General features: G+C 61.6%; 20 protein-coding genes, 3 tRNA genes and 1 pseudogene. 5 read left to right on the top strand and 19 right to left on the bottom strand.

Annotated features, from left to right (window positions below; translation table 11 throughout):
* Positions 1–49: 49 nt before the first annotated feature.
* The gene (locus PAN31117_RS07345; RefSeq protein ID WP_150737596.1) at positions 50–925 is read right to left on the bottom strand and encodes a LysR substrate-binding domain-containing protein; all 876 of its coding nucleotides are present in this window, start codon (positions 923–925) and stop codon (positions 50–52) included.
* A gap of 166 nt (positions 926–1,091) precedes the next feature.
* On the opposite strand from PAN31117_RS07345, the gene PAN31117_RS07340 reads away from it, so the two are divergent.
* Positions 1,092–1,610, top strand: a complete 519-nt coding sequence (locus PAN31117_RS07340; RefSeq protein WP_150737595.1) for a lipocalin-like domain-containing protein — start codon at positions 1,092–1,094, stop codon at positions 1,608–1,610.
* 65 nt (positions 1,611–1,675) lie between these two features.
* Here the strand turns inward: PAN31117_RS07340 and PAN31117_RS07335 are convergent, their stop codons facing one another.
* The 3 genes from PAN31117_RS07335 to PAN31117_RS07325 form a co-directional block, all read right to left on the bottom strand.
* Positions 1,676–2,263 (bottom strand): hypothetical protein, encoded by a 588-nt coding sequence (locus PAN31117_RS07335; RefSeq protein WP_150737594.1) that lies wholly within the window; start codon positions 2,261–2,263, stop codon positions 1,676–1,678.
* A gap of 340 nt (positions 2,264–2,603) precedes the next feature.
* On the bottom strand, positions 2,604–3,257 hold the full coding sequence (locus PAN31117_RS07330) for a glutathione S-transferase family protein (RefSeq protein ID WP_150737593.1): 654 nt from the start codon (positions 3,255–3,257) through the stop codon (positions 2,604–2,606).
* 111 nt (positions 3,258–3,368) lie between these two features.
* Complete coding sequence (locus PAN31117_RS07325) at positions 3,369–3,827, bottom strand: hypothetical protein (RefSeq protein ID WP_217429636.1); 459 nt, start codon at positions 3,825–3,827, stop codon at positions 3,369–3,371.
* A 170-nt stretch (positions 3,828–3,997) separates the two neighbouring features.
* Between PAN31117_RS07325 and PAN31117_RS07320 the strand changes: the two genes are divergently transcribed.
* A complete protein-coding gene (locus PAN31117_RS07320; RefSeq protein WP_150737592.1) occupies positions 3,998–4,783 on the top strand; it encodes a helix-turn-helix domain-containing protein in 786 nt (261 codons plus the stop codon).
* A 107-nt stretch (positions 4,784–4,890) separates the two neighbouring features.
* On the opposite strand, the gene PAN31117_RS07315 is transcribed toward PAN31117_RS07320, so the two are convergent.
* The 4 genes from PAN31117_RS07315 to pgsA form a co-directional block, all read right to left on the bottom strand.
* Positions 4,891–4,964: transfer RNA gene (locus PAN31117_RS07315), tRNA-Cys, on the bottom strand.
* Positions 4,965–5,080: 116 nt separating this feature from the next.
* Positions 5,081–5,156 (bottom strand) — tRNA-Gly (locus PAN31117_RS07310).
* 48 nt (positions 5,157–5,204) lie between these two features.
* Positions 5,205–5,280 (bottom strand) — tRNA-Gly (locus tag PAN31117_RS07305).
* 188 nt (positions 5,281–5,468) lie between these two features.
* Entirely contained in the window at positions 5,469–6,062 is a 594-nt protein-coding gene (gene pgsA, locus PAN31117_RS07300; protein WP_046289661.1) for a CDP-diacylglycerol--glycerol-3-phosphate 3-phosphatidyltransferase, read from the bottom strand.
* Positions 6,063–6,312: 250 nt separating this feature from the next.
* Here pgsA and kch point away from each other — a divergent pair, with 250 nt between their 5' ends.
* Positions 6,313–7,485, top strand: coding sequence for a voltage-gated potassium channel protein (gene kch, locus PAN31117_RS07295; protein WP_246188949.1), 1,173 nt, complete (start codon positions 6,313–6,315; stop codon positions 7,483–7,485).
* Between the two features lie 64 nt (positions 7,486–7,549).
* Here kch and uvrC read toward each other — a convergent pair whose 3' ends face one another.
* A complete protein-coding gene (gene uvrC, locus PAN31117_RS07290) occupies positions 7,550–9,703 on the bottom strand; it encodes an excinuclease ABC subunit UvrC (RefSeq protein WP_150737744.1) in 2,154 nt (717 codons plus the stop codon).
* Positions 9,704–10,074: 371 nt separating this feature from the next.
* On the opposite strand from uvrC, the gene earP reads away from it, so the two are divergent.
* Positions 10,075–11,328, top strand: coding sequence for an elongation factor P maturation arginine rhamnosyltransferase EarP (earP, locus tag PAN31117_RS07285; RefSeq protein WP_150737591.1), 1,254 nt, complete (start codon positions 10,075–10,077; stop codon positions 11,326–11,328).
* 138 nt (positions 11,329–11,466) lie between these two features.
* Positions 11,467–12,024 (top strand): elongation factor P, encoded by a 558-nt coding sequence (gene efp, locus PAN31117_RS07280; RefSeq protein WP_150737590.1) that lies wholly within the window; start codon positions 11,467–11,469, stop codon positions 12,022–12,024.
* A gap of 125 nt (positions 12,025–12,149) precedes the next feature.
* Here efp and nagZ read toward each other — a convergent pair whose 3' ends face one another.
* The 10 genes and pseudogenes from nagZ to PAN31117_RS07230 all read right to left on the bottom strand — a co-directional run bounded on the left by nagZ (position 12,150) and on the right by PAN31117_RS07230 (position 22,429).
* The gene (gene nagZ, locus PAN31117_RS07275; protein ID WP_150737589.1) at positions 12,150–13,184 is read right to left on the bottom strand and encodes a beta-N-acetylhexosaminidase; all 1,035 of its coding nucleotides are present in this window, start codon (positions 13,182–13,184) and stop codon (positions 12,150–12,152) included.
* Complete coding sequence (acpS, locus tag PAN31117_RS07270) at positions 13,181–13,696, bottom strand: holo-ACP synthase (RefSeq protein WP_150737588.1); 516 nt, start codon at positions 13,694–13,696, stop codon at positions 13,181–13,183. The genes nagZ and acpS overlap by 4 nt, the downstream gene beginning before the upstream one ends.
* Positions 13,697–13,750: 54 nt before the next feature.
* Entirely contained in the window at positions 13,751–14,512 is a 762-nt protein-coding gene (gene pdxJ / locus PAN31117_RS07265; RefSeq protein ID WP_150737587.1) for a pyridoxine 5'-phosphate synthase, read from the bottom strand.
* Complete coding sequence (gene recO, locus PAN31117_RS07260; protein WP_246188948.1) at positions 14,509–15,510, bottom strand: DNA repair protein RecO; 1,002 nt, start codon at positions 15,508–15,510, stop codon at positions 14,509–14,511. Before recO ends, pdxJ begins: the two co-directional genes overlap by 4 nt.
* Positions 15,497–16,390 (bottom strand): GTPase Era, encoded by an 894-nt coding sequence (gene era / locus PAN31117_RS07255; protein WP_039401209.1) that lies wholly within the window; start codon positions 16,388–16,390, stop codon positions 15,497–15,499. The genes recO and era overlap by 14 nt, the downstream gene beginning before the upstream one ends.
* 72 nt (positions 16,391–16,462) lie before the next feature.
* Positions 16,463–17,440 (bottom strand): annotated as a pseudogene (rnc, locus tag PAN31117_RS07250) (ribonuclease III); the annotation flags it as partial.
* A gap of 276 nt (positions 17,441–17,716) precedes the next feature.
* Positions 17,717–18,631 carry a signal peptidase I gene (lepB, locus tag PAN31117_RS07245; RefSeq protein ID WP_150737585.1) on the bottom strand — a complete coding sequence of 305 codons (915 nt, stop codon included), beginning with the start codon at positions 18,629–18,631 and terminating at the stop codon, positions 17,717–17,719.
* Positions 18,632–18,649: 18 nt separating this feature from the next.
* Positions 18,650–20,455, bottom strand: coding sequence for a translation elongation factor 4 (lepA, locus tag PAN31117_RS07240; protein WP_150737584.1), 1,806 nt, complete (start codon positions 20,453–20,455; stop codon positions 18,650–18,652).
* Positions 20,456–20,663: 208 nt separating this feature from the next.
* On the bottom strand, positions 20,664–20,909 hold the full coding sequence (locus PAN31117_RS07235; RefSeq protein ID WP_150664488.1) for a glutaredoxin family protein: 246 nt from the start codon (positions 20,907–20,909) through the stop codon (positions 20,664–20,666).
* Between the two features lie 8 nt (positions 20,910–20,917).
* A complete protein-coding gene (locus tag PAN31117_RS07230) occupies positions 20,918–22,429 on the bottom strand; it encodes a DegQ family serine endoprotease (RefSeq protein WP_150737583.1) in 1,512 nt (503 codons plus the stop codon).
* Between the last annotated feature and the right edge of the window lie 71 nt (positions 22,430–22,500).

Here is a 22,500-nt window from a genome sequence, read left to right as displayed (position 1 = left end):
GCAGAAACTGTGCTGCAGTGAGGAGCGCGAACGTCGCGACGTTGCCCTCTTAGACGGCGAGGTTCGCGCTGGCGCATTCCGTCACCACACGCTTTAGCTGCGCCAATGCGGGTGGCGTGTCCCGATGACCCGCATGCAGGCAAAGCGCCACCGACGGTAGCGGCGGCAGGCCCTCTTTTGCGCCAAGCCGCTTTAACGACGACGGCAGACCGGCTGCCGTTCTCAATGTGATGCCAAGTCCTGCGGCGACACCCGACCAGAGGCTCTGAAGACTCGCCGTCGTGTATGCCAGTCGCCACGAAATGCCTGCGGCATCGAGCGCTTCGATGCCCGCGCGACGAAAGAAACACGGCGGGTTGTACAGCGCGAGGTCCAACGCAATGCCTGGCGTCAGCGCTACGTCGACACCGACAGGTCCGATCCATGTCATCGGCAACATGGCGAGAGGCTCGGCATCGGACCGGCTTTCGTTCCCCATCACGAGAACGAGGTCGAGTTCCCCTCGGTCCAGCCGTTCAAGCAACACGCCGTTGCGTTCGACGGCAACTTCAACGCGCACCCCCGGATGCGTCTTCTTGAATTGCCCAAGCGCCGCCGGTAACCACGTTTCCGCGAAGTCGCCAGGCAGACCGAAGCGCACCACACCTTCGACCGACGCCCCGCGAACCGCGCGAACGGCTTCGTCATTGAGATCGAGAATGCGGTTCGCATAGGAGAGGATCAGTTCGCCCGCGTCGGTAAGCATCAAGCCTCGCCCTTGTCGACGAAACAGTGGCTGACCGACCTGCGCTTCGAGCTTGCGCATCTGTTGACTGACAGCCGATTGCGAACGTCCAACGCGATCGGCTGCACGATTCAGACTGCCCAATTGCTGAGTCGCGAGGAATGTCCGCAGGGCATCCATGTCGAGATTCGGGATCGTCATTATTCAGTTTCTCTGAAGCGTTGATGCCGAATTATCGCATTCACTGCATCGTTCATCTGGCTATCATCGGTGACTGTGGCGGGCTGATCCGCGTGCCTCGCACGATTTGCGCGTGTCCACCCCGGCCATCCCTCTCACCTCCTTCCGGTCTCGGAGATATCACGTTATGAATGGTCAGACGATGCTTAAGCGCGGCATGCTCGGCGCAGTCTTCTCGGTGTGCACGATATTGGCGGCGGGCTCACACGCCGCGACGCCGACGGTTGCGCCGTCACTCGCGGGCACATGGACATTGGTCGCGGCAGACGTCCAGCATCCGGACGGCTCTCTCGCACGCGACTATGGCGCGGCGCCCAAGGGCCTGCTGGTCATCGACGCGAAGGGAAACTACTCTCTGCAAATCTTCAAGGCGGAGCGGCCCAAATTCGCGTCGGGCGACAAGAGTGCGGGGACGCCCGCCGAGTACAAGGCAGCGGTCATGGGCTCCAGCACTCATACGGGCACGATCAGCATCGATCCGGCCGACGGCACGCTGACGTTCCACATCCATAACGCATCTTTCCCCAACTGGGAGGGAGAACAGCAGAAGCGCAATTACGAACTCAAGGGTGGTGAGCTGAGCTACCGCGTGACGCCGCGTCCGAACGGAGACGTGCCGATCTCTGTCTGGCAACGCGTGGACTGACGGAGGGTCTGAGCGGGGGAGACAACTGCGCTGTCAGTCGCGCAGTTCGTTTGCGGGCGTCTTCGTTACCTCTCTCGCACCATTCTGCGCACGGTGAAACCCGTCATCGCCAGAAAGAGCAACATGGGGAGCGTCTCCGACCAGTGCAACAGGCTTGGTGCTTGCGGCGCGTACTCACGAACATAGGCAGCGGCCATTACGCACTGCACCACCATGAAAATCGCGAGTGCGATCAGTGACAAACCTGCGGCTCTGCGTGCCGCACTTCTGTCGCCCCAAACGACGCCGCCAAACAGCATGATCAACAGCGCGACGACAACGACGCTGATAGCTGTCGTACTGGTCGTCGCCATCGTATTGGCTGTCGCGGATGTGCCGCTGAATAGTGCCATCAGGATCAGGAACATCAACGCGATGGAAAAACCATAGGCGCACAGTCCGAAGATGCGTCGAATCTGCTGCGTCATCGTCCTCGAACGCCATTCCCTGACGCGCTCAATCGGCACACGCAGAACGATCAATAACGGCAGGACCGCGACCAGAAGCGTCGACAGATGGGTCATCGGCCCGCTCTTCCCGATGAACCACGTCAACGCAGAACTGGAAATCACTTGAAGGATCAACAGCGTCTTCGCCCAGGCATAGCGTTGCATGAGCGCGATGGCACAGACGGCACTCCAACAGGCACCCAACGCGACGAGCGCCCACTGCCAGCTGACCGAAAGCGTCGAACCCGGGAACAGCCCGGCAGCTCGCCCCTGTTCGGATGCAAAAATCCAGTACAACGCCGGAAGCGTCGATATGGCACTGAACATGCACAGACAACCCGCCAATATGGCCCGATCGGAATGATTCATTATTTTTAGTATGACCGACGATTTTGACGACGCCAGACGACGTCGGTGATTTCAGTTGTTGGTGATTGGAATTCGCTGCGGCAACTTCCCCGACCGCAGACGATCCGGATCTTCGCATACCCCACGAAACTTTGGCTCAGACGAATGGCGCAGCCAGCCCCTCAGTTTTCAACACGCGTTGAACCGCAGGGCGTACGAGCATCCGCTGCAAATACTGACCGAGCAGCGCACGCTCGCGAGCCGGATTCTTGAAGCCTCTTGTCCACCGGCAGAGCATGAATGCGTAAGGATCGAGGATCGAGTATTGGTTGCCCAGTAGCCATGGGCCGCCGCTCGACTGAAGTTGCTGCTCCAACTGCTCAAGCAAAGTGCCGATCTTCGACTCAGCGTGCGCCCGCACTTGATCCACACCCGCCACGTTGCCAACGTCCACCCAGCGCTCCGGGTAGAAATAGACAATCAATGCCGACTGAAGCGTGTTCGTCAGCCACATGAGCCACTTGTAAAACTCGGCACGCTCCGGCGTTGCCAGCTTGGGTGCCAACTCGCTTTCAGGCGCCGTGTCCGCAAGATGCAGGCAGATAGCGGCCGTCTCATACAACACCATGCCACCATCGGCCAACACCGGAATCAATCCGTTGGGATTCAAGCGCAGATATTCGGCTGACTTGTGTTCATTGTGATTGCGATCTACCAACACCAATTCGAATGGCTGGCCGATTTCCTCCAGAACAATGTGAGGGGCCATGCTGGCGTTGCTCGGGTAATAAAACAGCCTTTTGTCGGTCATGTCTGTCGTCGATTTCCGAAGTCTGGATCAATTCTGACGATAGTAATACCGACTACCCCCGCCGTTATCGAATAACAGTGAATTCGTGACATCGCGGGGGCCCCAACCCCATCAGACAGACACCTGCCGACGGCGGCGAAGTCCGATGAACGTCAGTTCGGCGAACATCAACACGGTGGCGATCTGGATACCGATGAAGGCCATGCCTAGCCCGTTGGGTGCGATCCAGTCCGATGCCAGCAACAAGGCGCAATCGAGTGCCCAGATCACGTTGATGCCGATGACCGTCCACGCTGCCCCAGCGGGTAACGCGGTACGTCGCACCAGCCAGACGAGCGCCGCCCCGTAGACAAGCAGGACAAGGCCCGTGACGCGCAGTCCGACGGCGGGCAGGTCCAGCAGCCCCGCCAGCGGGACCGCAGCAAGTACCTGCAACAGCCCGACGGCACCGCTCACCAGCGCGTCGGCGAGCATGACGCGGGCAAGCATCGAAGCGCGGGAGGAGGAATGAAGCGAATGATGCGAGTTGTGACGCGAAGCCTCAGGCGAGGACTGACGGGATGACATCATGATGACCTCCATTGGAGTGGGTCCGATCCTGGCAACGTGCCCATGGCGGCGTTGCTCAGGATGACGAGACATCGTGTCTCGCTGGCTATAATCTTCTCGATTGCGCGACGCACCGTCGATTACCTGCGAGGTAATGGCTGCCCTTCCTCCAACCGCCCATACTGCGCGTCATGACGACACCTGCTATCGGAACCCTGTTGCGCGACTGGCGTCAGCGTCGACGCATGAGCCAGCTTGATCTCGCGCTGGAAGCCGAGATTTCCACCCGCCATTTGAGCTTTGTGGAGACGGGCCGCGCGCAACCCAGCCGCGAGATGCTCCTGCATCTCGCGCAAGCGCTGGACATTCCACTGCGTGAGCGCAACGCGCTGCTTGTCGCGGCGGGCTTTGCGCCCCGCTTCGAGGCGCGCGCGTTCGACGCCCCCGACATGAGCGTCGCCCGGGAAGCCGTCCAACGTGTGCTCGATGGTCATGAGCCGTATCCGGCACTGGCCGTCGACCGACATTGGACGCTGCTCGCGGCAAACCGCGCGGTGATGCCGCTGCTCGCGGGCGTCGACCCGTCGTTGCTGAGCGGTGCCGTGAATGTGCTGCGCCTGTCGCTGCACCCCGACGGTCTCGCGTCGCGCATCGCCAATCTGCCGGAATGGCGCGCGCATCTGCTGCATCGCCTGCGTCAGCAAATTCACGCGAGCGGCGACGCCACGCTAGGCGAGTTGTACGAGGAGTTGAAAGCGTATCCCGTGGCAGAGCGCAGGCCTGCACCGGCGGTACCGCCCACGGCGAACATTTTCGTGCCGATGCAGTTGCGCATGAACGAGGGTCTGCTGTCGTTCTTCAGCACGACCACGGTATTCGGCACCCCCGTGGATGTGACGCTCGCCGAGCTGGCGCTCGAAGCGTTCTACCCGGCCGACGAAGCGACCGGCCGGATCATGCGTGCGATGGTGTTGTGAAGTCGGACCGGGGCCTGCCGGTTGTATTGCGCCCGAGAGGATGTTTGAGGACGAGAAAACCGACGCAGAAAAAGAAAAAGCCCTGACAAGTCAGGGCTTTTGAATTTTGGAGGCGGGAGACGGAATCGAACCGACGTAAACGGCTTTGCAGGCCGCTGCATAACCATTTTGCTATCCCGCCATCGAGACATGCTGCCGCATTGTAACCACTCGCTGTTGCCATCGAGGGCGCCCGTCGGATCGATCGCCGTGGGCTTTTCGGCAAATAAAAAGGGAAGTCAGGCTTCCCTCTGGATTTGGAGCGGGAGACGAGTCTCGAACTCGCGACCTCAACCTTGGCAAGGTTGCGCTCTACCAACTGAGCTACTCCCGCATGACACCGAACACCAAGGATCACTCACTCAATGTCCAGTGTGAAAACTGGAGCGGGAGACGAGTCTCGAACTCGCGACCTCAACCTTGGCAAGGTTGCGCTCTACCAACTGAGCTACTCCCGCATTGTCATGCGTACTACCAATCCATCAACTTCTAAAAACTTCGCTGCCGGGCTAACGCCGTAGCAGCGAGAAGGAGATTATGTCTAAACGACGATTCAGTGTCAAGCACCCGCACTGAAAATTTGTGAAGTTTTTTCTCCTTCACCGCACAGATCCCGCGCACTTCCCGCATATTCAGAGACTTACGCTCACATCTGTGCGCCGCCACGCTCACGAATCTGCGGCCACGCGCGGCGCAAATAATACAGCATCGACCACAACGTGAGAACTGCTGCCACGTAAATCAGCCACGTACCCCAGAATCGCGAGTCGAAACGCAACCCATTCCACGCCACCGTGCCGTTGAACAGCAACAACGGAATCGCCACCATCTGCGCCGCCGTCTTGATCTTGCCCAACTGATGCACCGCCACGCTGCGCGACGCGCCAATCTGCGCCATCCACTCCCGCAGCGCCGAAATCGTGATTTCCCGTCCGATGATGATGAGCGCCACCAGCGCGTTGATCCGCCCCATCTGCAACAGCATCAGCAGCGCCGCCGCCACCATCAGCTTGTCCGCCACCGGGTCCAGAAACGCGCCGAATGCCGATGTCTGATTCCAGCGGCGTGCCAGAAACCCGTCAAACCAGTCGGTCAGCGCCGCCAGCACAAACACCGCGCACGCCACCCAGTTCATCTCGACGGACGACAACCACGTCGTCGGCAAATAGTAGACGCCGACGACCAGCGGGATCAGCACGATCCGAAGCCAGGTCAGGAATATGGGGACATTGAAAGGCATGGCAGCATGAGTTCGGCAAACGTCGACACACGGCGCACTCGGCAGCCGTACCAGACCCGCATTGTGCCGTGTCTGCCCCGTAGCGACAAGGCCGCGGCACCGCACGCCTGTTGACATGTGCGCCAGTGTGACACTATCTTGCTCGCAACATCCCGCCAATAGCGCCGATCTCGTGAAACTGCACTCGCCCCTGTCTGCCCTGCGTAGTGCCCTGCACCGGCCGCCTCTCGGGTCACTCGTTCCCCGGCACGTGCTGATTGCCGGACTCGTCGGCATCGACGGCCTGCTGCTCGTCGCCTCCGTATTGCTGCGCGTGCCCGGCTCGCTGCTCATCGACCTCTTCGTTCGCGGCGACCTCTCCGCCCTCGAACATATCGAAGCCACACACCTGCCCCGACTGCTGTTCGGACTGAACGCCATTGAGCGCATTGACTTCTCACATCTTCCCCGTGCGCTCGTCGGCACGGCGCTCGTCGCGCTGTCCTGCGGACTCGTGATTCGCGCACGCACCGCGTGGGCTTTCACGCTGGTCATGCTCGCGCTTGCCGCCGCCATCAACTTCCACCTCAACATCCGCTTCGACGTGACGTTCGTTCTCTCGCTCGTCTGCTTCGGATTGTTGCTCTGGTATTGGCGCGAATTCGACCGGGCCAGCTTCGCCGCCGCCACGCTCTACACGCTGGTGGCCGTGTTCGCCCTGGTGATCTACGCGACGTTCGGCACGATGTATCTGGGGCGCGAGTTCAAGCCGAATGTCGGCGATCTCGCCACGGCGTTCTACTTCGCCATCGTCACGATGACGACGGTCGGCTACGGCGATATCGTGCCGGTATCGACCGACGCGCGCCTGTTCACCGCGTCGGTCATCATCTTCGGGATCAGCGTGTTCGCGACGTCGCTCTCCGTCGTCATCGGCCCACTCGTCGGGGGCAACCTCAAGAAAATTCTCGCCGGGAGATTCACGCACGTGATACGAAAGAACCACTTCATCGTGGCCGGTGCCTCGCCGCTGGCCGTCAACGTCCACCATGAACTCACCAAGCGCGGCTGGCCGGTGACGGTCATCATCGCGAGCGGCGTGGACAATCCCTATCCTGAGGAAGCAGACGTCATGCACGGCGACGCCAGCGACAACACCGTGCTGACCCACGCCGGCATCGAACACGCCAAAGCCGTGCTCGCACTGCGGGCGGACGATTCCGAAAATGCGTTCATCGTGCTTGCCGCAAAGGAGATCGCGCCGACCGTGCGCACGATCGCCTCAGTGAACGACAGCAAGCACCTGAGCAAACTGAAGCGCGTGCAGCCGGACATGATTTTTGCGCCACCGGTCGTCGGCGGCGAGTTGCTCGCCCGCACGCTTTCCGGGGAAACCGTCGATAACGACACCGTCATGCGATTGCTGTTTCACGGCGATACGTGAGGCCGAGGTGACGAAGACCGCCGAGAAAAACCAAGCCTCGGCGGCCCGTATGAACCGGCCGGACTTAGTGAAGCTGGCGATAGATCTGCTCGGCGAGCGTTGTCGAAATGCCCTCGACGCTCGCCAGTTCGTCGACGCTCGCGGACGCCACGCCTTGCAAGCCCCCAAAGCGCATCAGCAGACGCTGACGACGCTTCGCGCCAATGCCCTCGATCTCCTCCAGCCGCGATGTCTGACGCGCCTTCGCACGCTTTGCCCGCATGCCGGTGATCGCGAAACGGTGCGCCTCGTCGCGGATCTGCGCGATCAGCATCAGCACCGCGCTTTCGCGACCGAGCTCGAGCGGCGCACGTCCATCCGCGAAGATCAGCGTCTCGAGACCCACCTTGCGGCCCTCGCCCTTCGCCACGCCGACCAAACGGCCAATATCGATCCCCAGCTCGACGAACACCTGACGCGCCACTTCCACCTGCCCCTTGCCGCCGTCGATCAGCACCAGTTGCGGGAGATTGGCTTCGACGTCGGCGATATCGGGGGCGGCCGATGCGCTCGATGCAGTTGATTCGGTCGCGTCACCTTCTGCCACGACGCAGGTGTCGGCCTCGGCACGTGCGACGTCTGCGGCCACGGACGATGGGTCCGCTGCGTCGCTCAACGTCGCAGCGGCAGCCTCCATCAAACGGCCGTACCGGCGCGTGAGCACCTGGCGCATGGCCGCATAATCGTCGCCCGGCGTAATACCCGTGATGTTGTAGCGCCGGTACTCGCTCGTCTGCATCTTGTGATGATGGAACACCACACACGACGCCTGCGTGGCTTCGCCCTGCGTATGGCTGATGTCGAAGCACTCCACGCGCAGCAGCGCGGGATCGTCGATGTCGAGTCCGATGGTCTGGATCAGCTCGCCGGTGCGCGCCTGCTGGCTGCCCTGCTCCGTCAGCAAACGCGTGAGCGCAAGCTGCGCGCCTTGCAACGCCATGTCGAGCCACGCGCGTCGCTGACCCTGCGGTTGGCGCACCATCGCGATACGGCGGCCCGCTTGCTCCGAGAGCGCCGTGAGCAACTCGTCGTTCGGCAACGCATGGCTCACCACCAGCACCGGCGGCACCGACTGGCCGAGATAGTGCTGAGCGACGAACGCTTCGAGCAGACGCGATTCGAGCGACGCTGACGGCGGTTGTGCAACTTGTGTGGACGGATCGTTGCCGCTCACTTCCGGCTTTGCCACAGCATCGTCCGAATCGCCCGAATCATCATCGGACGGCAACGCGGCCAGCACCTCGTCTTCCTCGAATTCGTCCGCGATCCCGCCTTCCACACCCCGCTCGACGTGCGCCGGGAAATAAGCCTTGTCTCCCAGGTGACGTCCGCCGCGCACCATCGCAAGGTTGACGCAAGCGCGACCGCCTGCGTAGGCCACGGCAAGAATGTCGGCATCGACATCGCCCGCCGTTTCGACGGACTGCTGCTGCAACACACCGGAGAGCGCCTGCATCTGATTACGCACGACCGCCGCCTGCTCGAACTTAAGCGCTTCAGCGTAGGCCATCATCTTGTCTTCGAGCGCGCCGAGCACTTCCTTTTGACGTCCGGAGAGAAACGCGGCGGCGTTGTTCACGTCGCGCGCGTAGTCCTCCTCCTGAATCGCGCCCACGCACGGCGCGCTGCATCGCTCGATCTGATTGAGCAGACACGGACGCGTGCGATTCGAAAAGACGGAGTCTTCGCAGGTGCGCAACTGGAAAACCTTTTGCAGAATCTGGATGCTCTCGCGCACCGCCCATGCACTCGGGAACGGTCCGAAATACTGACCACGACGATCCACCGAGCCACGGTAATACGCCATGCGCGGGTACTTGTGTTGCGTGAGCTTGAGGAACGGATACGACTTGTCGTCCCGAAACAGGATGTTGTAGCGCGGATGTAGCGCCTTGATCAGATTGTTTTCAAGGAGTAGCGCTTCCGTCTCGGAGCGCGTGACCGTCGTTTCCAGCTTCGCAATGCGCGCAACCATCAACGCAATACGCGGCGACAACTGTGTCTTGTTGAAGTAACTCGATACGCGCTTCTTCAAATTGCGCGCCTTGCCCACGTAAAGAACGTTGCCCGCCGCATCGTAGTAGCGATAGACGCCGGGCAGGTTCGGCAACTGCGAGAGCGCTTTGCGCGCGTCGAACAACGGCGCGTCGTTGGCGTCGCTGGCGTCATCCGCAGGCATCTGCGGCCCGTCGTTGCCGTTGCGGCGCTCGCGCTTCGGTGTTCCGGCTTTGGCGAGTCTGGCGGCTTTGCCGGATTTGGCCGTCTTGTCTGGCTTGGCGGACGGTGAAGCCGTTGTCTCGGCCGACGCCTCGCCAGACACGTCATCCGGTGCTGACGGAGCCGACGGCTGCGCGGCGTCACCCGCCGTTGCCGATGGCGTGGGCTCGGCAGCGTCGGTGGCTTTGGCTTTGCGGGACTTACGCGGCGGCGTGACGTCGTGGGCGTCTTCGGTCATGAACTCTGGCGATCTGAGCGTCCCTTGAGTGCCTCGATAGATACAAGGAGGGACTAAAATCAGAAGTTTAGACCAATCCGCGTTTCGGCTTCTCAATGCCCCTGTCTACCGATTCCCCACCGGTGCCCTCGCCGACCACTACGAACGTCGGCCACCTGCCTCTTGTGCCGCGCTGCGACCTTTTCTGCACCGTCGTCGACAATTTCGGCGACATCGGCGTGTGCTGGCGACTCGCCCGCCAACTCGTGCGCGAACATGGATGGTCCGTGCGGCTCTGGGTCGACGATCTCGCGAGCTTCCGCTATCTGCGCCCGGACATCGATCCGACGCAGGCACGGCAGCGCTGCGACGGCGTCGACGTGCGACGCTGGGACGCCGACTTCGGCCCGATTACGGACGACAACGCGCCGGGCGACATCGTTATCGAGGGGTTCGCCTGCCACATTCCGGACGCCTATCTCCATGCGATGCACGCCCGGAAACAGGCCGGCAACGCGCCGATGTGGGTCAATCTGGAGTATCTGAGCGCCGAGGGGTGGGTCGATGAATTCCATGCACAGAAGTCGGTTCACCCACAACTGGGCCTCGTCAAAACGATTTTCATGCCCGGATTCACCGAGCGCTCCGGTGGGCTAATCCGGGAGCGCGAGCTGTTTTCCCGGCGTGACGCCTTCCTCTCGTCCGCCGACCTGCGCGACGCCTGGTGGCAACGCACGCTCGGCCTGTCTGCGGCACCGCAAGATGCGCTGATTGTCTCGCTGTTCGCGTACGAGAACACCGCGTTACCAGCGTTGCTCACTCAATGGTCGGAAAGCGAGACGCCCATCGTCTGCCTCGTTCCCCAAGGCCGGATCGCCCCGGCCGTCGGCGAGTGGCTGGGACGTGAGGCACTCGCCCCGCGCGAATCGGCGGCGCGCGGCGCGCTCACCGTCTACGGTTTGCCGTTTGTCCCGCAACATGAGTTCGATCATCTGCTCTGGGCGTGCGATCTGAATTTTGTGCGGGGGGAAGACTCGTTCGTGCGCGCGCAATGGGCGGCGAAGCCGTTCGTCTGGCACATCTATCCGCAAGCGGAAAATGCCCATCATGTGAAGCTCGACGCCTTTCTCGAACGCTATCTGGCGGACTTGCCTACCGGCGACGCCTCGTTGGGACACGGGGGACGTGAAGCGCTGCGTACCTTCTGGCACCTTTGGAACGGGTACGCCAGCACCGCGCCGGACTGGGCGGCTCTGGCAGCGGCGCTGCCCGCCCTGACACGCCATGCGCAGGCGTGGGCAAACGCTCAGGCGCAGCTTCCGGACCTCGCGCGACAGTTGGCAAGCTTCGCGCAAAATCAGGTAAAATAGCTGGTTTTTCAACGCTTTGCTGCTGAACCTGCTGCTCCGAGTCGCCCTTGGCGGACACGGGAATCAAGCGGCGAATCGGCGTATGGAAGCGCTCAACAAGCGGCAAATCGCTTATTTCGTCACAGGATCTCGTTTTTTATGAAAATCGCTCAAGAACTCCGCGTCGGTAACGTCTTCATCCTGGAGGGTGAGCCGAACGTCGTGCTCCGCACCGAATTCGTCAAGTCGGGCCGTAACTCCAGCATGGTTAAGCTGAAGTACAAGAAGCTGCTGAAGGAAGGCCGCGGCGAATTCACCTATCGCGCCGACGACAAGTTCGAGACAGTCAACCTCGACAAGAAGGAAGTGAAGTACTCGTACTTCGCTGACCCGATGTATGTGTTCATGGACGATGAGTACAACCAGTACGAAGTCGAAGCCGAGAACATGGACAACGCCATCAAGTACCTCGAAGCCGACATGCCGTGCGAAGTCGTGTTCTACGAAGAGAAGGCTATCTCGGTGGAACTGCCGACGACGCTCGTGCGCGTGGTCGAGTACACGGAACCGGCTGTGAAGGGTGACACCTCGTCGGGCAAGGTCCTGAAGAACGCCAAGATCAACGACCTGCTGGAAGTTCAGGTTCCGCTGTTCGTGAACACTGGCGACAAGATCGAAATCGACACGCGTACCGACGAATACAAGAGCCGCGCCTAAGCGATGGCTTGCGACCGCAGCGCTCTCGGGCGGTGTGGTTCGTCAGGTAACAAAAAAGCGCTCGTCCCTTCGGGGTCGAGCGCTTTTTGTTTGGGGCGACCGGTTTGCACCGGCCTTGTGCAGCCTTAGCCGCCGAACGTCTGCGCGATCAGACGCTTCGCCGCCTGATACTCCGGCTGCGCGAGCATCTTCTCCCAGCCGTGCACCTTGCCACGTCCCAGCAAGTGCTTGATGCGGCGCTGCGAGACGGTGTCGGCCACCGGCTTCATTTCGTGCAGCAGCCGGTCCGCCTTCTCCGGACTGTTGCAGATGAGCACCATGTCGCAGCCAGCGTCCAGCGCTGCGTGAGCGGCCGTCACGACGTCGCCCGCCGCACTCGCGCCCTGCATCGACAGGTCGTCGCTGAAGATCACGCCGTCAAAACCATACTGGCCGCGCAGAATCTCCTTGAGCCACTTGGTCGAGAAGCCTGCCGGGTTCGGGTCGACCTGCGGATAGATCACGTGCGCCGGCATGACCGCCGCGAGCGACATGCCGAGCCAGTCATACGGTTGCGCATCGACGGACAGAATTTCGTCGAGCGAGCGCTCGTCCACGGGAATCTCGTGATGCGAGTCGGCCGCCACAAAACCGTGCCCCGGGAAGTGCTTGCCGCAGTTCGCCATGCCTGCGAGCAACAGCCCGTGGTTGAGGCTCTTGGCGAGCATCGCCACCACGCGCGGATCCGCATCGAACGCACGGTCGCCGATCACAGCAGACGTTCCATAGTCCAGATCCAGCACCGGCGTGAAGCTCAGGTCGATGTCGCAGGCACGCAGTTCCGACGCAAGCACGTAGCCAACGGCCGTCGTGACGCGCGTTGCCTTAAATACATCCTCATGCCAGAGCTTGCCCAGCTTGCCCATCGCGGGCAGATGCGTGAAGCCGTCGGTGCGAAAGCGTTGTACACGTCCGCCTTCATGATCGACAGCAATCAGAATGTCGTCGCGCACGTCGCGAATCTGCTTCGTGAGCGAGCACAATTGCGCGCGATCGTCGAAGTTGCGGGCGAACAGAATGACACCCCCGGTCAACGGGTGATCGATGCGACGGATGTCGTCTTCGCTGAGGGTCAGCCCGACGACGTCCAGCATCACCGGGCCCGGCCTGCGCTTCGTCATTGCGATTTCTCCGATGCAATATTGCCAATGTTGCCTAAATTACGTGACGCGATCGCAAAGGCGACCGCGTATTCCTTTTCGTCTGTGATCGAAATCTCGATCGACAATTGCCGCTCGGCGAGCCACTGTGCTAACTCACCCGACGCGACCACCACCGGCTTCCCGGAAGGCGCGTTCAGCGTCTGCACGGCACGCCATGTCATTGGCCAGCGCATCCCGAGACCGATGGCCTTCGAGACGGCTTCCTTCGCGGCAAATCGTGTGCATAGATAAGCCAGCCCGCGCACCTCGGAGCGTTTCTGACGAGCGTAATAAACCTTGAGTTCCTCAGGCCCGAGCACGCGCTCTGCGAATCGGCCTTTCGTACGCGCCATCACACCCACGACGCGACTGATTTGCAGGATGTCGGTGCCCACGCCGTAGATCGTCGTCGGCCCCTGCGGCGGGACGCCGGAGGCTGCCGTCGGGCTAATCGCCGAAGACGGCGACGACGGGGGATTCGGATCGCTCATGAGAAGAATCGTGTCACGGCTTGATGCAGCGATAAACGGACGGGACGCCGCCGCTCAGCCGCGCGCCGCGATGCGGCTGGCGACCATGATGGCCTTCATCTCACGAACCGCGTTCTCCCAGCCTGCGAAGAGAGCGTGAGCAACGATGGCGTGTCCGATGTTCAGCTCGGAAATGCCCTCGATGGCCGCGATGGGTTGCACGTTTTCATAGTGCAGGCCATGACCGGCGTTGACGCGCAGTCCCAGCGACACACCGAGCGCCACTGCACGCTCGATGCGGGCGAACTCGGCCTCGCGCGTGGCTTCGTCATGTGCCTCGGCGTAACGCCCCGTGTGCAACTCGACGACCGGTGCGCCCATGCGGGCGGCAGCGCGAATCGGTGCCTCGTCCGGGTCGATGAAGAGCGACACACGGCTGCCGGCTTCGCCAAGCTGTTGCGTCGCGGCGGCGATACGGTCGTACAGCCCGACAACGTCCAGCCCGCCTTCGGTGGTCAGCTCCTGACGGCTCTCCGGCACAAGACAGACATCGTGCGGCTTCACGCGACAGGCAATCGCCAGCATCTCTTCCGTCACCGCACACTCGAGGTTCATGCGCGTGATCAGCTTGTCGCGCAGAGTCGTGACGTCGTCGTCGCGAATATGGCGACGGTCTTCACGCAAGTGCAGCGTAATCACATCCGCGCCCGCTTCTTCGGCCAGCAGGGCTGCCCTGATCGGATCCGGATATTTCGTGCCGCGCGCGTTGCGCACCGTAGCGACGTGATCGATGTTGACCCCGAGGTCGATGGCGTTTCCTTGGAAGAAGAGGCTCATAGTTTTTGCAGGTCGAGCAAGATCTGCCGGGTATTGAGCGGCACACCGCCCAAATGGTGGTTGAGAAGAAAGCGCATGAGCAACTTGCTTTGCTGCACGGTCTGCGCCCGCGAGTAATCGTCTTGCTCCATATCGAGCAGCGTCTGCCCGGCGACAACCGGCCAGTCCGACGGTTCGTCGCCGCGCACCGGGCGCACACCCCAGTCGGGGTGGAACACGTAGCGGCGATCCGGCGCGACCTTGCCACGCGATTGCGTGCAACGGTCGAACGCCACGGCATATCCCGTCTCGCGCAACAACACGCGCTCGAACGCGCGCAGGATCACGCCCGCAGGTTCGCCGTGCGCGAGGTGATGCAGCGTCGTCAAATAGTGCTGGAACAGCTTGTCGTGCGGGTCGTCTCGCGCGCAGAACTTCACCAGCAATTCGTTGAGGTAAAAGCCCGAGAGCAACGCGTCGCCCTCCAGGGGACGCAAGCCACCTACCCACTCAGCCTTAGTCAACGTGCGCAACTCGCCTTTGCCGAGCCACGCGAGCGAGAGCGGTTGAAACGTCTGAAGCACGCCGCGCAGTGCGGAATGCGGACGCTTCGCCCCCTTGGCGACGAGCGCAATACGCCCGTGGTCGCGCGTGAGCACATCGATGATCAGACTGGTTTCGCGGTAGGGATAGCTGTGAAGCACAAAGCCGGGTTGTTCCGTCACCCGGCTTTGTTCGCGCTCGACCACCCGGGCGGGGGACGGCGCGCGTCGCGAGCGCTTGGCTTCGCGCTTGACGGTATCGGTGTTGGCCTGGGCTTGCTGGAAGGCTTCCGAGGCATCGTCGTCCACGGCACGCGTGCGCGTGCTCTTCGTACGCGCGGACCGTGCCCCCACCGCCTCCGAGGCGGCTCGCGGGGATCGTGCCGATCGCGTGGCTTGCGACGCACCGCCCGCCGACGTTACGGCATCCGGCGCGTCGACATCGTCACGTGACGTATCCAGCTCACTCGTAGCCATATGCCCGCAGGCCGGCTTCGTTATCGGCCCACCCGCCCTTCACCTTGATCCACACTTCCAGATACACGGGACCGTCGAAGAGTTTCGCCATATCGAGGCGTGCATCGGTGGAGATCTGCTTGAGCTTCGCGCCCTTGTTGCCGATGATCATCGCCTTGTGATTATCGCGATCGACCAGAATCGTCGCAAAAATGCGGCGTAGGTTCCCTTCGACTTCGAACTTGTCGATGATGACCGTGCTCGTGTACGGCAATTCGTCGCCCGTCCAGCGGAACACCTTTTCGCGCAGGATTTCGGCCGCCATGAAGCGCTCGCTGCGATCGGTCAGATCGTCCTCGCCGTAAATCGGGTCACCTTCGAGCAGGTACGGACGCAACACACCGAGCAAACGCTTGATGTCGTCCTCGCGCTTCGCCGACATTGGCACGATTTCGCGGAAATCACGCACTTCGCCCAGCTTGCGCAGGAACGGCAGCATCTCGGCTTTATCGTTGATACGGTCCAGCTTGTTGACGATCAGCAGCACCGGCGTGTTCTCCGGCAGGAGCTTGAGCACCTTCTCGTCGTCCGGGCCGAAATTACCTGCTTCGATCACGAACATCACAACATCCACGCTCGACAGCGTGGACGTCACCGCGCGATTGAGCGAGCGGTTGAGTGCGGTCGCATGACGTGTCTGAAAACCCGGGGTGTCGACGAAGATGTACTGCGCGTCTTCCGTGGTATTGATGCCGGTGATGCGATGTCGCGTGGTCTGCGCCTTGCGCGACGTAATGCTGATCTTCTGACCGACGAGGGCGTTGAGCAGCGTCGACTTGCCGACGTTCGGACGCCCGACGATCGCCACGGTACCGCAGCGAAAATCCGTCTTATCGTTCATGATTGGAAACTCTCTTGAAAGGGGGACAGCAGCGATTGCTCTCCCCCTGAATGGGACTCAGGCAGCTGCCGGAGGTTGCTTGGCGGCGTCGGCCTTGTCGGTCGGCTTTTCGGCGGACTTCTCGGTCGATGCGGCCGCATTGCGAGGCGCATTGTGGCTCGACGCGGTCATGGCTGGCGCCGTGGTCGCGCCGGCCGCGGCATCGCGCGCATCCTTCGGCTCGCGGGACTCCTTCACGTCCTTCGACTCGGTCTGCGACGCCACCGTCAGTTGCCCGCCCTGTCCAGCCTTCTTCGCTTCCGAGGCCGCAGCCTTGGCAGCACGCTTCTTCGCCGCCTTCGCGCTCTTCTCGGCCTTCGGCTTCGCCAGCGCGGGCATCTTCTGCACTTCCTCCAGCGCCTTCTTGGCCGCAGCCTGCTCGGCCGCGCGACGGCTGGCACCCGAACCACCTACCTTGATGTCGAGCTTCGGCACGGTGCACTCGACCTCGAACTGCTGATTGTGCGCCGCCCCGTGGGTGGCGATCACCGTGTACTGTGGCAGCGCGATTTTATGGCCTTGCAGGTATTCCTGAAGCAGCGTCTTGGCGTCTTTGCCGAGTGTCTTCGGATCGACATGTTCGAGCACGGGCGTGTACAGACGCTCGATCACCGCATAGGCCTTCTCGAATCCACCATCGAGGTACATCGCCCCGAACAGCGCTTCGAGGGTGTCGGCCAGAATCGAAGGACGACGGAAACCACCGCTCTTGAGCTCGCCTTCGCCCAGGCGAAGAAAATCGGAAACGCCAAGCGTCTGCGCGATCTCGTACAACGATTGTTGCTTCACGAGATTGGCGCGCACACGTGAGAGGTCGCCTTCGTCGAGCTTGCCGTAGCGACGGAACAGAATCGCTGCGACCGAACAGTTCAGAATGGAATCGCCGAGAAACTCCAGCCGCTCATTGTTGGCGGCACTGTGGCTACGGTGCGTCAGTGCTTGGCAAAGCAATTCCGCATCGTGGAAGCGATACTGGAGACGTTCTTCCAGTTGATTCAGTGATTGAGACATGGCGCAAGTATAGCGCGACGCTCCCGCCCCGGCGCGGGTCGTCGCCAAGAAACGACGGGCTTTACCGCCGTCCGACGGGCTTTTCGGACTGGCGCGAGATCGGTGGATCGGACAATTCCGAGGTCAGGACCGATCTGTCCCGCCGGCGGCCGCCTCCCGTCGCACCTTTTATTTCTTATTTACAAACAATAATGCGGAAATTGACGAAATAACGTCAATTTCCGCATTAATTCAGCCCTTAGCGGGGAAGCCAGATCTCCCCGTGAAGCAGCCGACTTACTGGAAACCGCCCAGACGCTTCAGGTTCGAGAAGTTCATCCAGATGAAGAACGCCCGACCCACGATGTTCTGCTCGGGCACAAAGCCCCAGTAGCGGCTGTCAGCGCTGTTATCGCGGTTATCGCCCATCATGAAGTAGTTGCCCGGCGGCACCTTGCAGATCACGCCCTGGCTGTTGTACTGGCAGTTCTGCTTGTTCGGGAAGTCGTCCGCGCCCATGATGTACGGCGGCACGTTCGGGTCGTTCAGAATCCGGTTCTTCACGCCGCCAACCGTCTCCTCGAACTGCTTGAAGTACGCGATGTGCTCGTCGTCGAAGTAATCCGGCAGCGCGGTTTCCGGCACCGGTTCGCCGTTGATCGTGAGCTTCTTGTTCTGGTAAGCGACCACGTCGCCCGGCACGCCGATCACTCGCTTGATGTAGTCCATCGACTCATCCTTCGGGTAACGGAACACCACGACGTCGCCACGCTTCGGCTCGCCCAGTTCGATGATCTTCTTGTTGACCACCGGCAGACGAATGCCGTAATCGAACTTGTTCACCAGAATGAAATCGCCGACGAGCAGCGTCGGGATCATCGAACCCGACGGAATCTTGAACGGCTCGACCACGAACGAGCGCAGCACGAACACCGCCAGAATCACCGGGAAGAAGCTCGCCGAGTACTCCAGCCACCACGGCTGGCGCAGCTTGTCGTCACGCAACTTCGCGCGCGCACTCGCCAGCGCATTGCCTTCCTGCGAACCAGAGCCCTGAATACCGGAGCCCTGCAACGCCAGTTGCTGCTGATCGAATTGCGCCACTGCGGTCTGTGCTGCCCGGCGGCGCGCCGGTTGAAACACCAACTTGTCGGCCACCCAGGCCACCCCGGTCACCAGCACCAGGATCAAAAGAATCAGGGCGAAATTCATGCGGGACCTGTCGCTACGTTATTTGTCTTCGACTTGCAAAATGGCAAGGAACGCTTCCTGGGGAATTTCAACGCTCCCCACCTGCTTCATGCGCTTCTTACCTTCCTTCTGTTTCTCGAGCAGCTTCTTCTTACGCGAGATGTCGCCACCATAGCACTTCGCCAGCACGTTCTTACGCAGTGCCTTGATGTTCTCACGCGCGATGATGTTCGCACCGATGGCTGCCTGAATCGCCACATCGTACATCTGACGCGGAATGATTTCCCGCATCTTCGACGCGACTTGCGCACCGCGACGACGGCTCTCCGAGCGGTGGACGATGATCGACAACGCGTCGACCTTGTCGTTGTTGATCAGCATGTCGACCTTGACCACGTCCGACGCGCGATATTCCTTGAACTCGTAATCCATCGACGCGTAACCGCGCGACACCGACTTCAGACGGTCGAAGAAGTCGAGCACGATTTCAGCCATCGGAATTTCATAAATCAGACGCACCTGACGGCCGTGATACTGCATATCGATCTGCACGCCGCGCTTTTGCTGGCACAGCGTGACGACCGAACCGACGTACTCCTGCGGCATGTACAGATTCACGGTGACGATCGGCTCGCGAACTTCCTCGATGCGGCCCGGATCCGGCATCTTCGCCGGGTTTTCCACCGAGACGACCGTGCCATCGCGCTCCGTCACCTCATAAATCACGGTCGGTGCCGTGGTGATGAGGTCCATGTCGAATTCGCGCTCCAGACGCTCCTGCACGATTTCCATGTGCAGCAGACCCAGGAAGCCGCAACGGAAACCGAAGCCCAGTGCTTGGGAAACTTCCGGTTCGTATTGCAACGAGGCGTCGTTGAGCTTGAGCTTTTCGAGCGAGTCGCGCAGGGCGTCGTACTGGTTGGCTTCGACCGGATAGAGGCCGGCGAACACCTGCGGCTTCACTTCCTTGAAGCCCGGCAGCGGTGCCTCGGCGGGCTTGGTCGTGGTCGTCACGGCGTGAGTGACGGTATCGCCCACTTTCGCCGCGTTCAGTTCCTTGATGCCCGAGATGATGAAGCCCACCTGACCGGCAGACAGCGACGCGAGTTGCTTGGACTTCGGCGTGAACACGCCGACTTGTTCGACCAGATAGCTGGAGCCCGTGGCCATCAGGTGAATCTTTTCCTTCGGCTTGAGCGTGCCATTGACCACGCGCACCAGCATGACCACACCGACGTAGCTATCGAACCACGAGTCGATGATCAGGGCTTGCAACGGCGCGTTGGCGTCGCCCTTGGGCGGCGGCACTTTGGCGATCAGCGCTTCGAGCACGTCTTCCACACCCAGACCGGTCTTGGCCGAACAGCGTACGGCGTCGGTCGCTTCGATGCCGATCACGTCTTCGATCTCCTGGATCGCGTTTTCCGGCTCGGCCGACGGCAGATCGATCTTGTTGAGCACCGGCACGACTTCCACGCCCAGCTCGATGGCGGTGTAGCAATTCGCGACGGTCTGCGCTTCCACGCCCTGCGAGGCGTCGACGACGAGCAGCGCGCCTTCGCAAGCGGACAGCGAACGGCTCACTTCGTACGAAAAGTCGACGTGTCCCGGCGTATCGATCAGGTTGAGGTTGTAGACCTTGCCGTCGCGTGCCTTGTATTGCAGCGCGGCGGTCTGCGCCTTGATAGTGATGCCCCGCTCGCGCTCGAGATCCATCGAGTCGAGGACGCGAGATTCCATTTCACGATCGGACAAACCGCCGCTCAACTGGATGATGCGATCGGCCAGGGTCGATTTCCCGTGGTCGATGTGGGCGATGATCGAAAAATTGCGAATATGGTCCATGAGGCGGGGCTATAGAAAAGTCGGTGCCATCGGATTCGGCTCGGCAGCGACTTTCGAGAGAATCGGCAAACATGACATTTTAGCCGAAAGCGCACCGATTCCGTCCGGAATCGAAGGCATCGCAGCCGCATAGCCGAAATAAGCGGGATTCAGTGGAAATGATGGGCAGGTGCTGGTTTCGTTCTGGGCATCCGGACCGAACGAAGCGTCAGCCCCGGGGAAAAACGGTTGCGACAGCGTCGACGTCGAAACGATACCGGCACAGCTCACGCTCACCCAGGGCAAGCACCGGCACGATCTCGTCGTACTTCGCTTCGAGCACCGGATCGCTGTCGACGTCGATCACCGTGACCGAGAAATCCCACGCCGGACGCATCGCTTCGAGCGCCGCAAGCATGTCATCGCACAGATGACACCACTTGCGGCCATAGAGCGTGAGCGCCGGCGCGGTCATGGGCTGGCTTACTTGCTGCCCGGCGCACGCGGGCGCAGCGGCACGAACTGCGTCGCATCGCCACGGCGCACCAGGATCGGCACCAGACGCTTCGGATCGAGCGCCTTCACCACATCTTCGAACTGCTTGGCGTTGACGATGTCGGCGTCGCCCACTCGCAGAATGATGTCACCCTGCTGGAGCCCCGCACGGCCCGCCGGACCTTCCGCCAGTTCGACCTGCACACCGCCACGCAGCTTCAAGTCCTTCTTCTGCGCGTCGGTCAGATCGGAGACGACCAGACCCAATGCGTTCGGATGCGGCGCTTCGGCGCTACCACCCTGGGCTTTCGACGCCTTGGGCGTATCGGTATCGGCCTCGGCAATCGTGATCTTCAGATCCTGATTCTTGCCCTTGCGCAGAACTTGCAGCGTTGCGCTCGAGCCCGGCTTGGTCTCGCCGACCATGCGCGGCAGGTCCGTGGCGTGATCGACAGGACGGCCTTCGAACCTCATGATGATGTCGCCCGGCTGCACGCCCGCCTTCTCGGCAGGGCTGCCCGGCTCGATGCTGCGCACCAGAGCGCCCTGAGCACGCGGCAAGCCCAGCGAATCGGCCACTTCCTTGCTCACTTCGCTGATCGCCACGCCGATACGGCCGCGAACGACCTTGCCCGTCTTTTTGAGCTGATCGACCACGCGCATCACTTCGTCGATCGGAATCGCGAACGAAATGCCCATGAAACCGCCGGTCTGGCTGTAGATCATCGAGTTGATACCCACGACCTCGCCACGCATATTGATAAGCGGGCCGCCGGAGTTGCCCGGGTTCACGGCCACGTCCGTCTGGATGAAGGGCAGATAATCGCCCGTGTCACGGCCCTTAGCCGACACGATGCCCGCCGTTACCGTATTTTCGAGACCGAACGGCGATCCGATCGCCACCACCCACTCGCCCACACGCAGCTTGTTCGAGTCTCCGACAGGCACCGTCGGCAGGTCCTTGGCTTCCACCTTGACCACCGCGACGTCGGTACGCTTGTCCGCGCCGACCAGCTTCGCCTTGAACTCGCGCTTGTCGGTCAGGGTGACATAGATGCTGTCCGCGCCGTCGACCACGTGCGCGTTCGTCAGAATGTAGCCGTCGTTCGAGACGATGAAGCCTGAACCCACGCCACTGTTCTGCTCTTCGTCAGGCTGGGGCTGGCCACGTCGCGGGGTGCCGCCCTTCGGGCCCGGCTGCTGAGGCATGGGCACGCCGAAGAAGCGGCGGAACAGCTCGGCCATGTCATCGTCCATACCGGGCGGCAAACCACGCTGATTGCGGCTAACGCGCTCGGTCGTCCGAATGTTCACGACGGCCGGGCCGACGCGATCGACGAGCTGAGTGAAATCGGGAAGATTGCTGACAAGCGGTGCGTTCGACGTCGTCGATCCGCCGCTCGTTGCCGAGGCCGGCGCAGCAAAGGCGGCGGGGACTCCCGCCAATTGGGCGGCAATGGCGCCGCCGAGGATGACACGAAGCAAGAGAGTCTTCTTCATTGGAAGATCGTGGTGCGCGAAAGTCTCGGAATCCCTGAGGGCAGTCCGGCACCCGACGCACTGTCGCGTCA

It is taken from the genome of Pandoraea anapnoica, assembly GCF_902459765.1.
Classification (GTDB): domain Bacteria; phylum Pseudomonadota; class Gammaproteobacteria; order Burkholderiales; family Burkholderiaceae; genus Pandoraea; species Pandoraea anapnoica.
Note: the sequence above shows the minus strand (reverse complement) of the source record. Positions and strands in the feature narration are given on the sequence as shown.

What these genes read in the sequence shown, in the direction of transcription:
- PAN31117_RS07345 (WP_150737596.1), bottom strand. Translation starts at nt 925, where the DNA reads ATGACGATCCCGAATCTCGACATGGATGCCCTGCGGACATTCCTCGCG.
- PAN31117_RS07340 (WP_150737595.1), top strand. Translation starts at nt 1,092, where the DNA reads ATGAATGGTCAGACGATGCTTAAGCGCGGCATGCTCGGCGCAGTCTTC.
- PAN31117_RS07335 (WP_150737594.1), bottom strand. Translation starts at nt 2,263, where the DNA reads ATGCAACGCTATGCCTGGGCGAAGACGCTGTTGATCCTTCAAGTGATT.
- PAN31117_RS07330 (WP_150737593.1), bottom strand. Translation starts at nt 3,257, where the DNA reads ATGACCGACAAAAGGCTGTTTTATTACCCGAGCAACGCCAGCATGGCC.
- PAN31117_RS07325 (WP_217429636.1), bottom strand. Translation starts at nt 3,827, where the DNA reads ATGATGTCATCCCGTCAGTCCTCGCCTGAGGCTTCGCGTCACAACTCG.
- PAN31117_RS07320 (WP_150737592.1), top strand. Translation starts at nt 3,998, where the DNA reads ATGACGACACCTGCTATCGGAACCCTGTTGCGCGACTGGCGTCAGCGT.
- pgsA (WP_046289661.1), bottom strand. Translation starts at nt 6,062, where the DNA reads ATGCCTTTCAATGTCCCCATATTCCTGACCTGGCTTCGGATCGTGCTG.
- uvrC (WP_150737744.1), bottom strand. Translation starts at nt 9,703, where the DNA reads ATGCCTGCGGATGACGCCAGCGACGCCAACGACGCGCCGTTGTTCGAC.
- earP (WP_150737591.1), top strand. Translation starts at nt 10,075, where the DNA reads ATGCCCCTGTCTACCGATTCCCCACCGGTGCCCTCGCCGACCACTACG.
- efp (WP_150737590.1), top strand. Translation starts at nt 11,467, where the DNA reads ATGAAAATCGCTCAAGAACTCCGCGTCGGTAACGTCTTCATCCTGGAG.
- nagZ (WP_150737589.1), bottom strand. Translation starts at nt 13,184, where the DNA reads ATGACGAAGCGCAGGCCGGGCCCGGTGATGCTGGACGTCGTCGGGCTG.
- acpS (WP_150737588.1), bottom strand. Translation starts at nt 13,696, where the DNA reads ATGAGCGATCCGAATCCCCCGTCGTCGCCGTCTTCGGCGATTAGCCCG.
- pdxJ (WP_150737587.1), bottom strand. Translation starts at nt 14,512, where the DNA reads ATGAGCCTCTTCTTCCAAGGAAACGCCATCGACCTCGGGGTCAACATC.
- recO (WP_246188948.1), bottom strand. Translation starts at nt 15,510, where the DNA reads ATGGCTACGAGTGAGCTGGATACGTCACGTGACGATGTCGACGCGCCG.
- era (WP_039401209.1), bottom strand. Translation starts at nt 16,390, where the DNA reads ATGAACGATAAGACGGATTTTCGCTGCGGTACCGTGGCGATCGTCGGG.
- lepB (WP_150737585.1), bottom strand. Translation starts at nt 18,631, where the DNA reads ATGAATTTCGCCCTGATTCTTTTGATCCTGGTGCTGGTGACCGGGGTG.
- lepA (WP_150737584.1), bottom strand. Translation starts at nt 20,455, where the DNA reads ATGGACCATATTCGCAATTTTTCGATCATCGCCCACATCGACCACGGG.
- PAN31117_RS07235 (WP_150664488.1), bottom strand. Translation starts at nt 20,909, where the DNA reads ATGACCGCGCCGGCGCTCACGCTCTATGGCCGCAAGTGGTGTCATCTG.
- PAN31117_RS07230 (WP_150737583.1), bottom strand. Translation starts at nt 22,429, where the DNA reads ATGAAGAAGACTCTCTTGCTTCGTGTCATCCTCGGCGGCGCCATTGCC.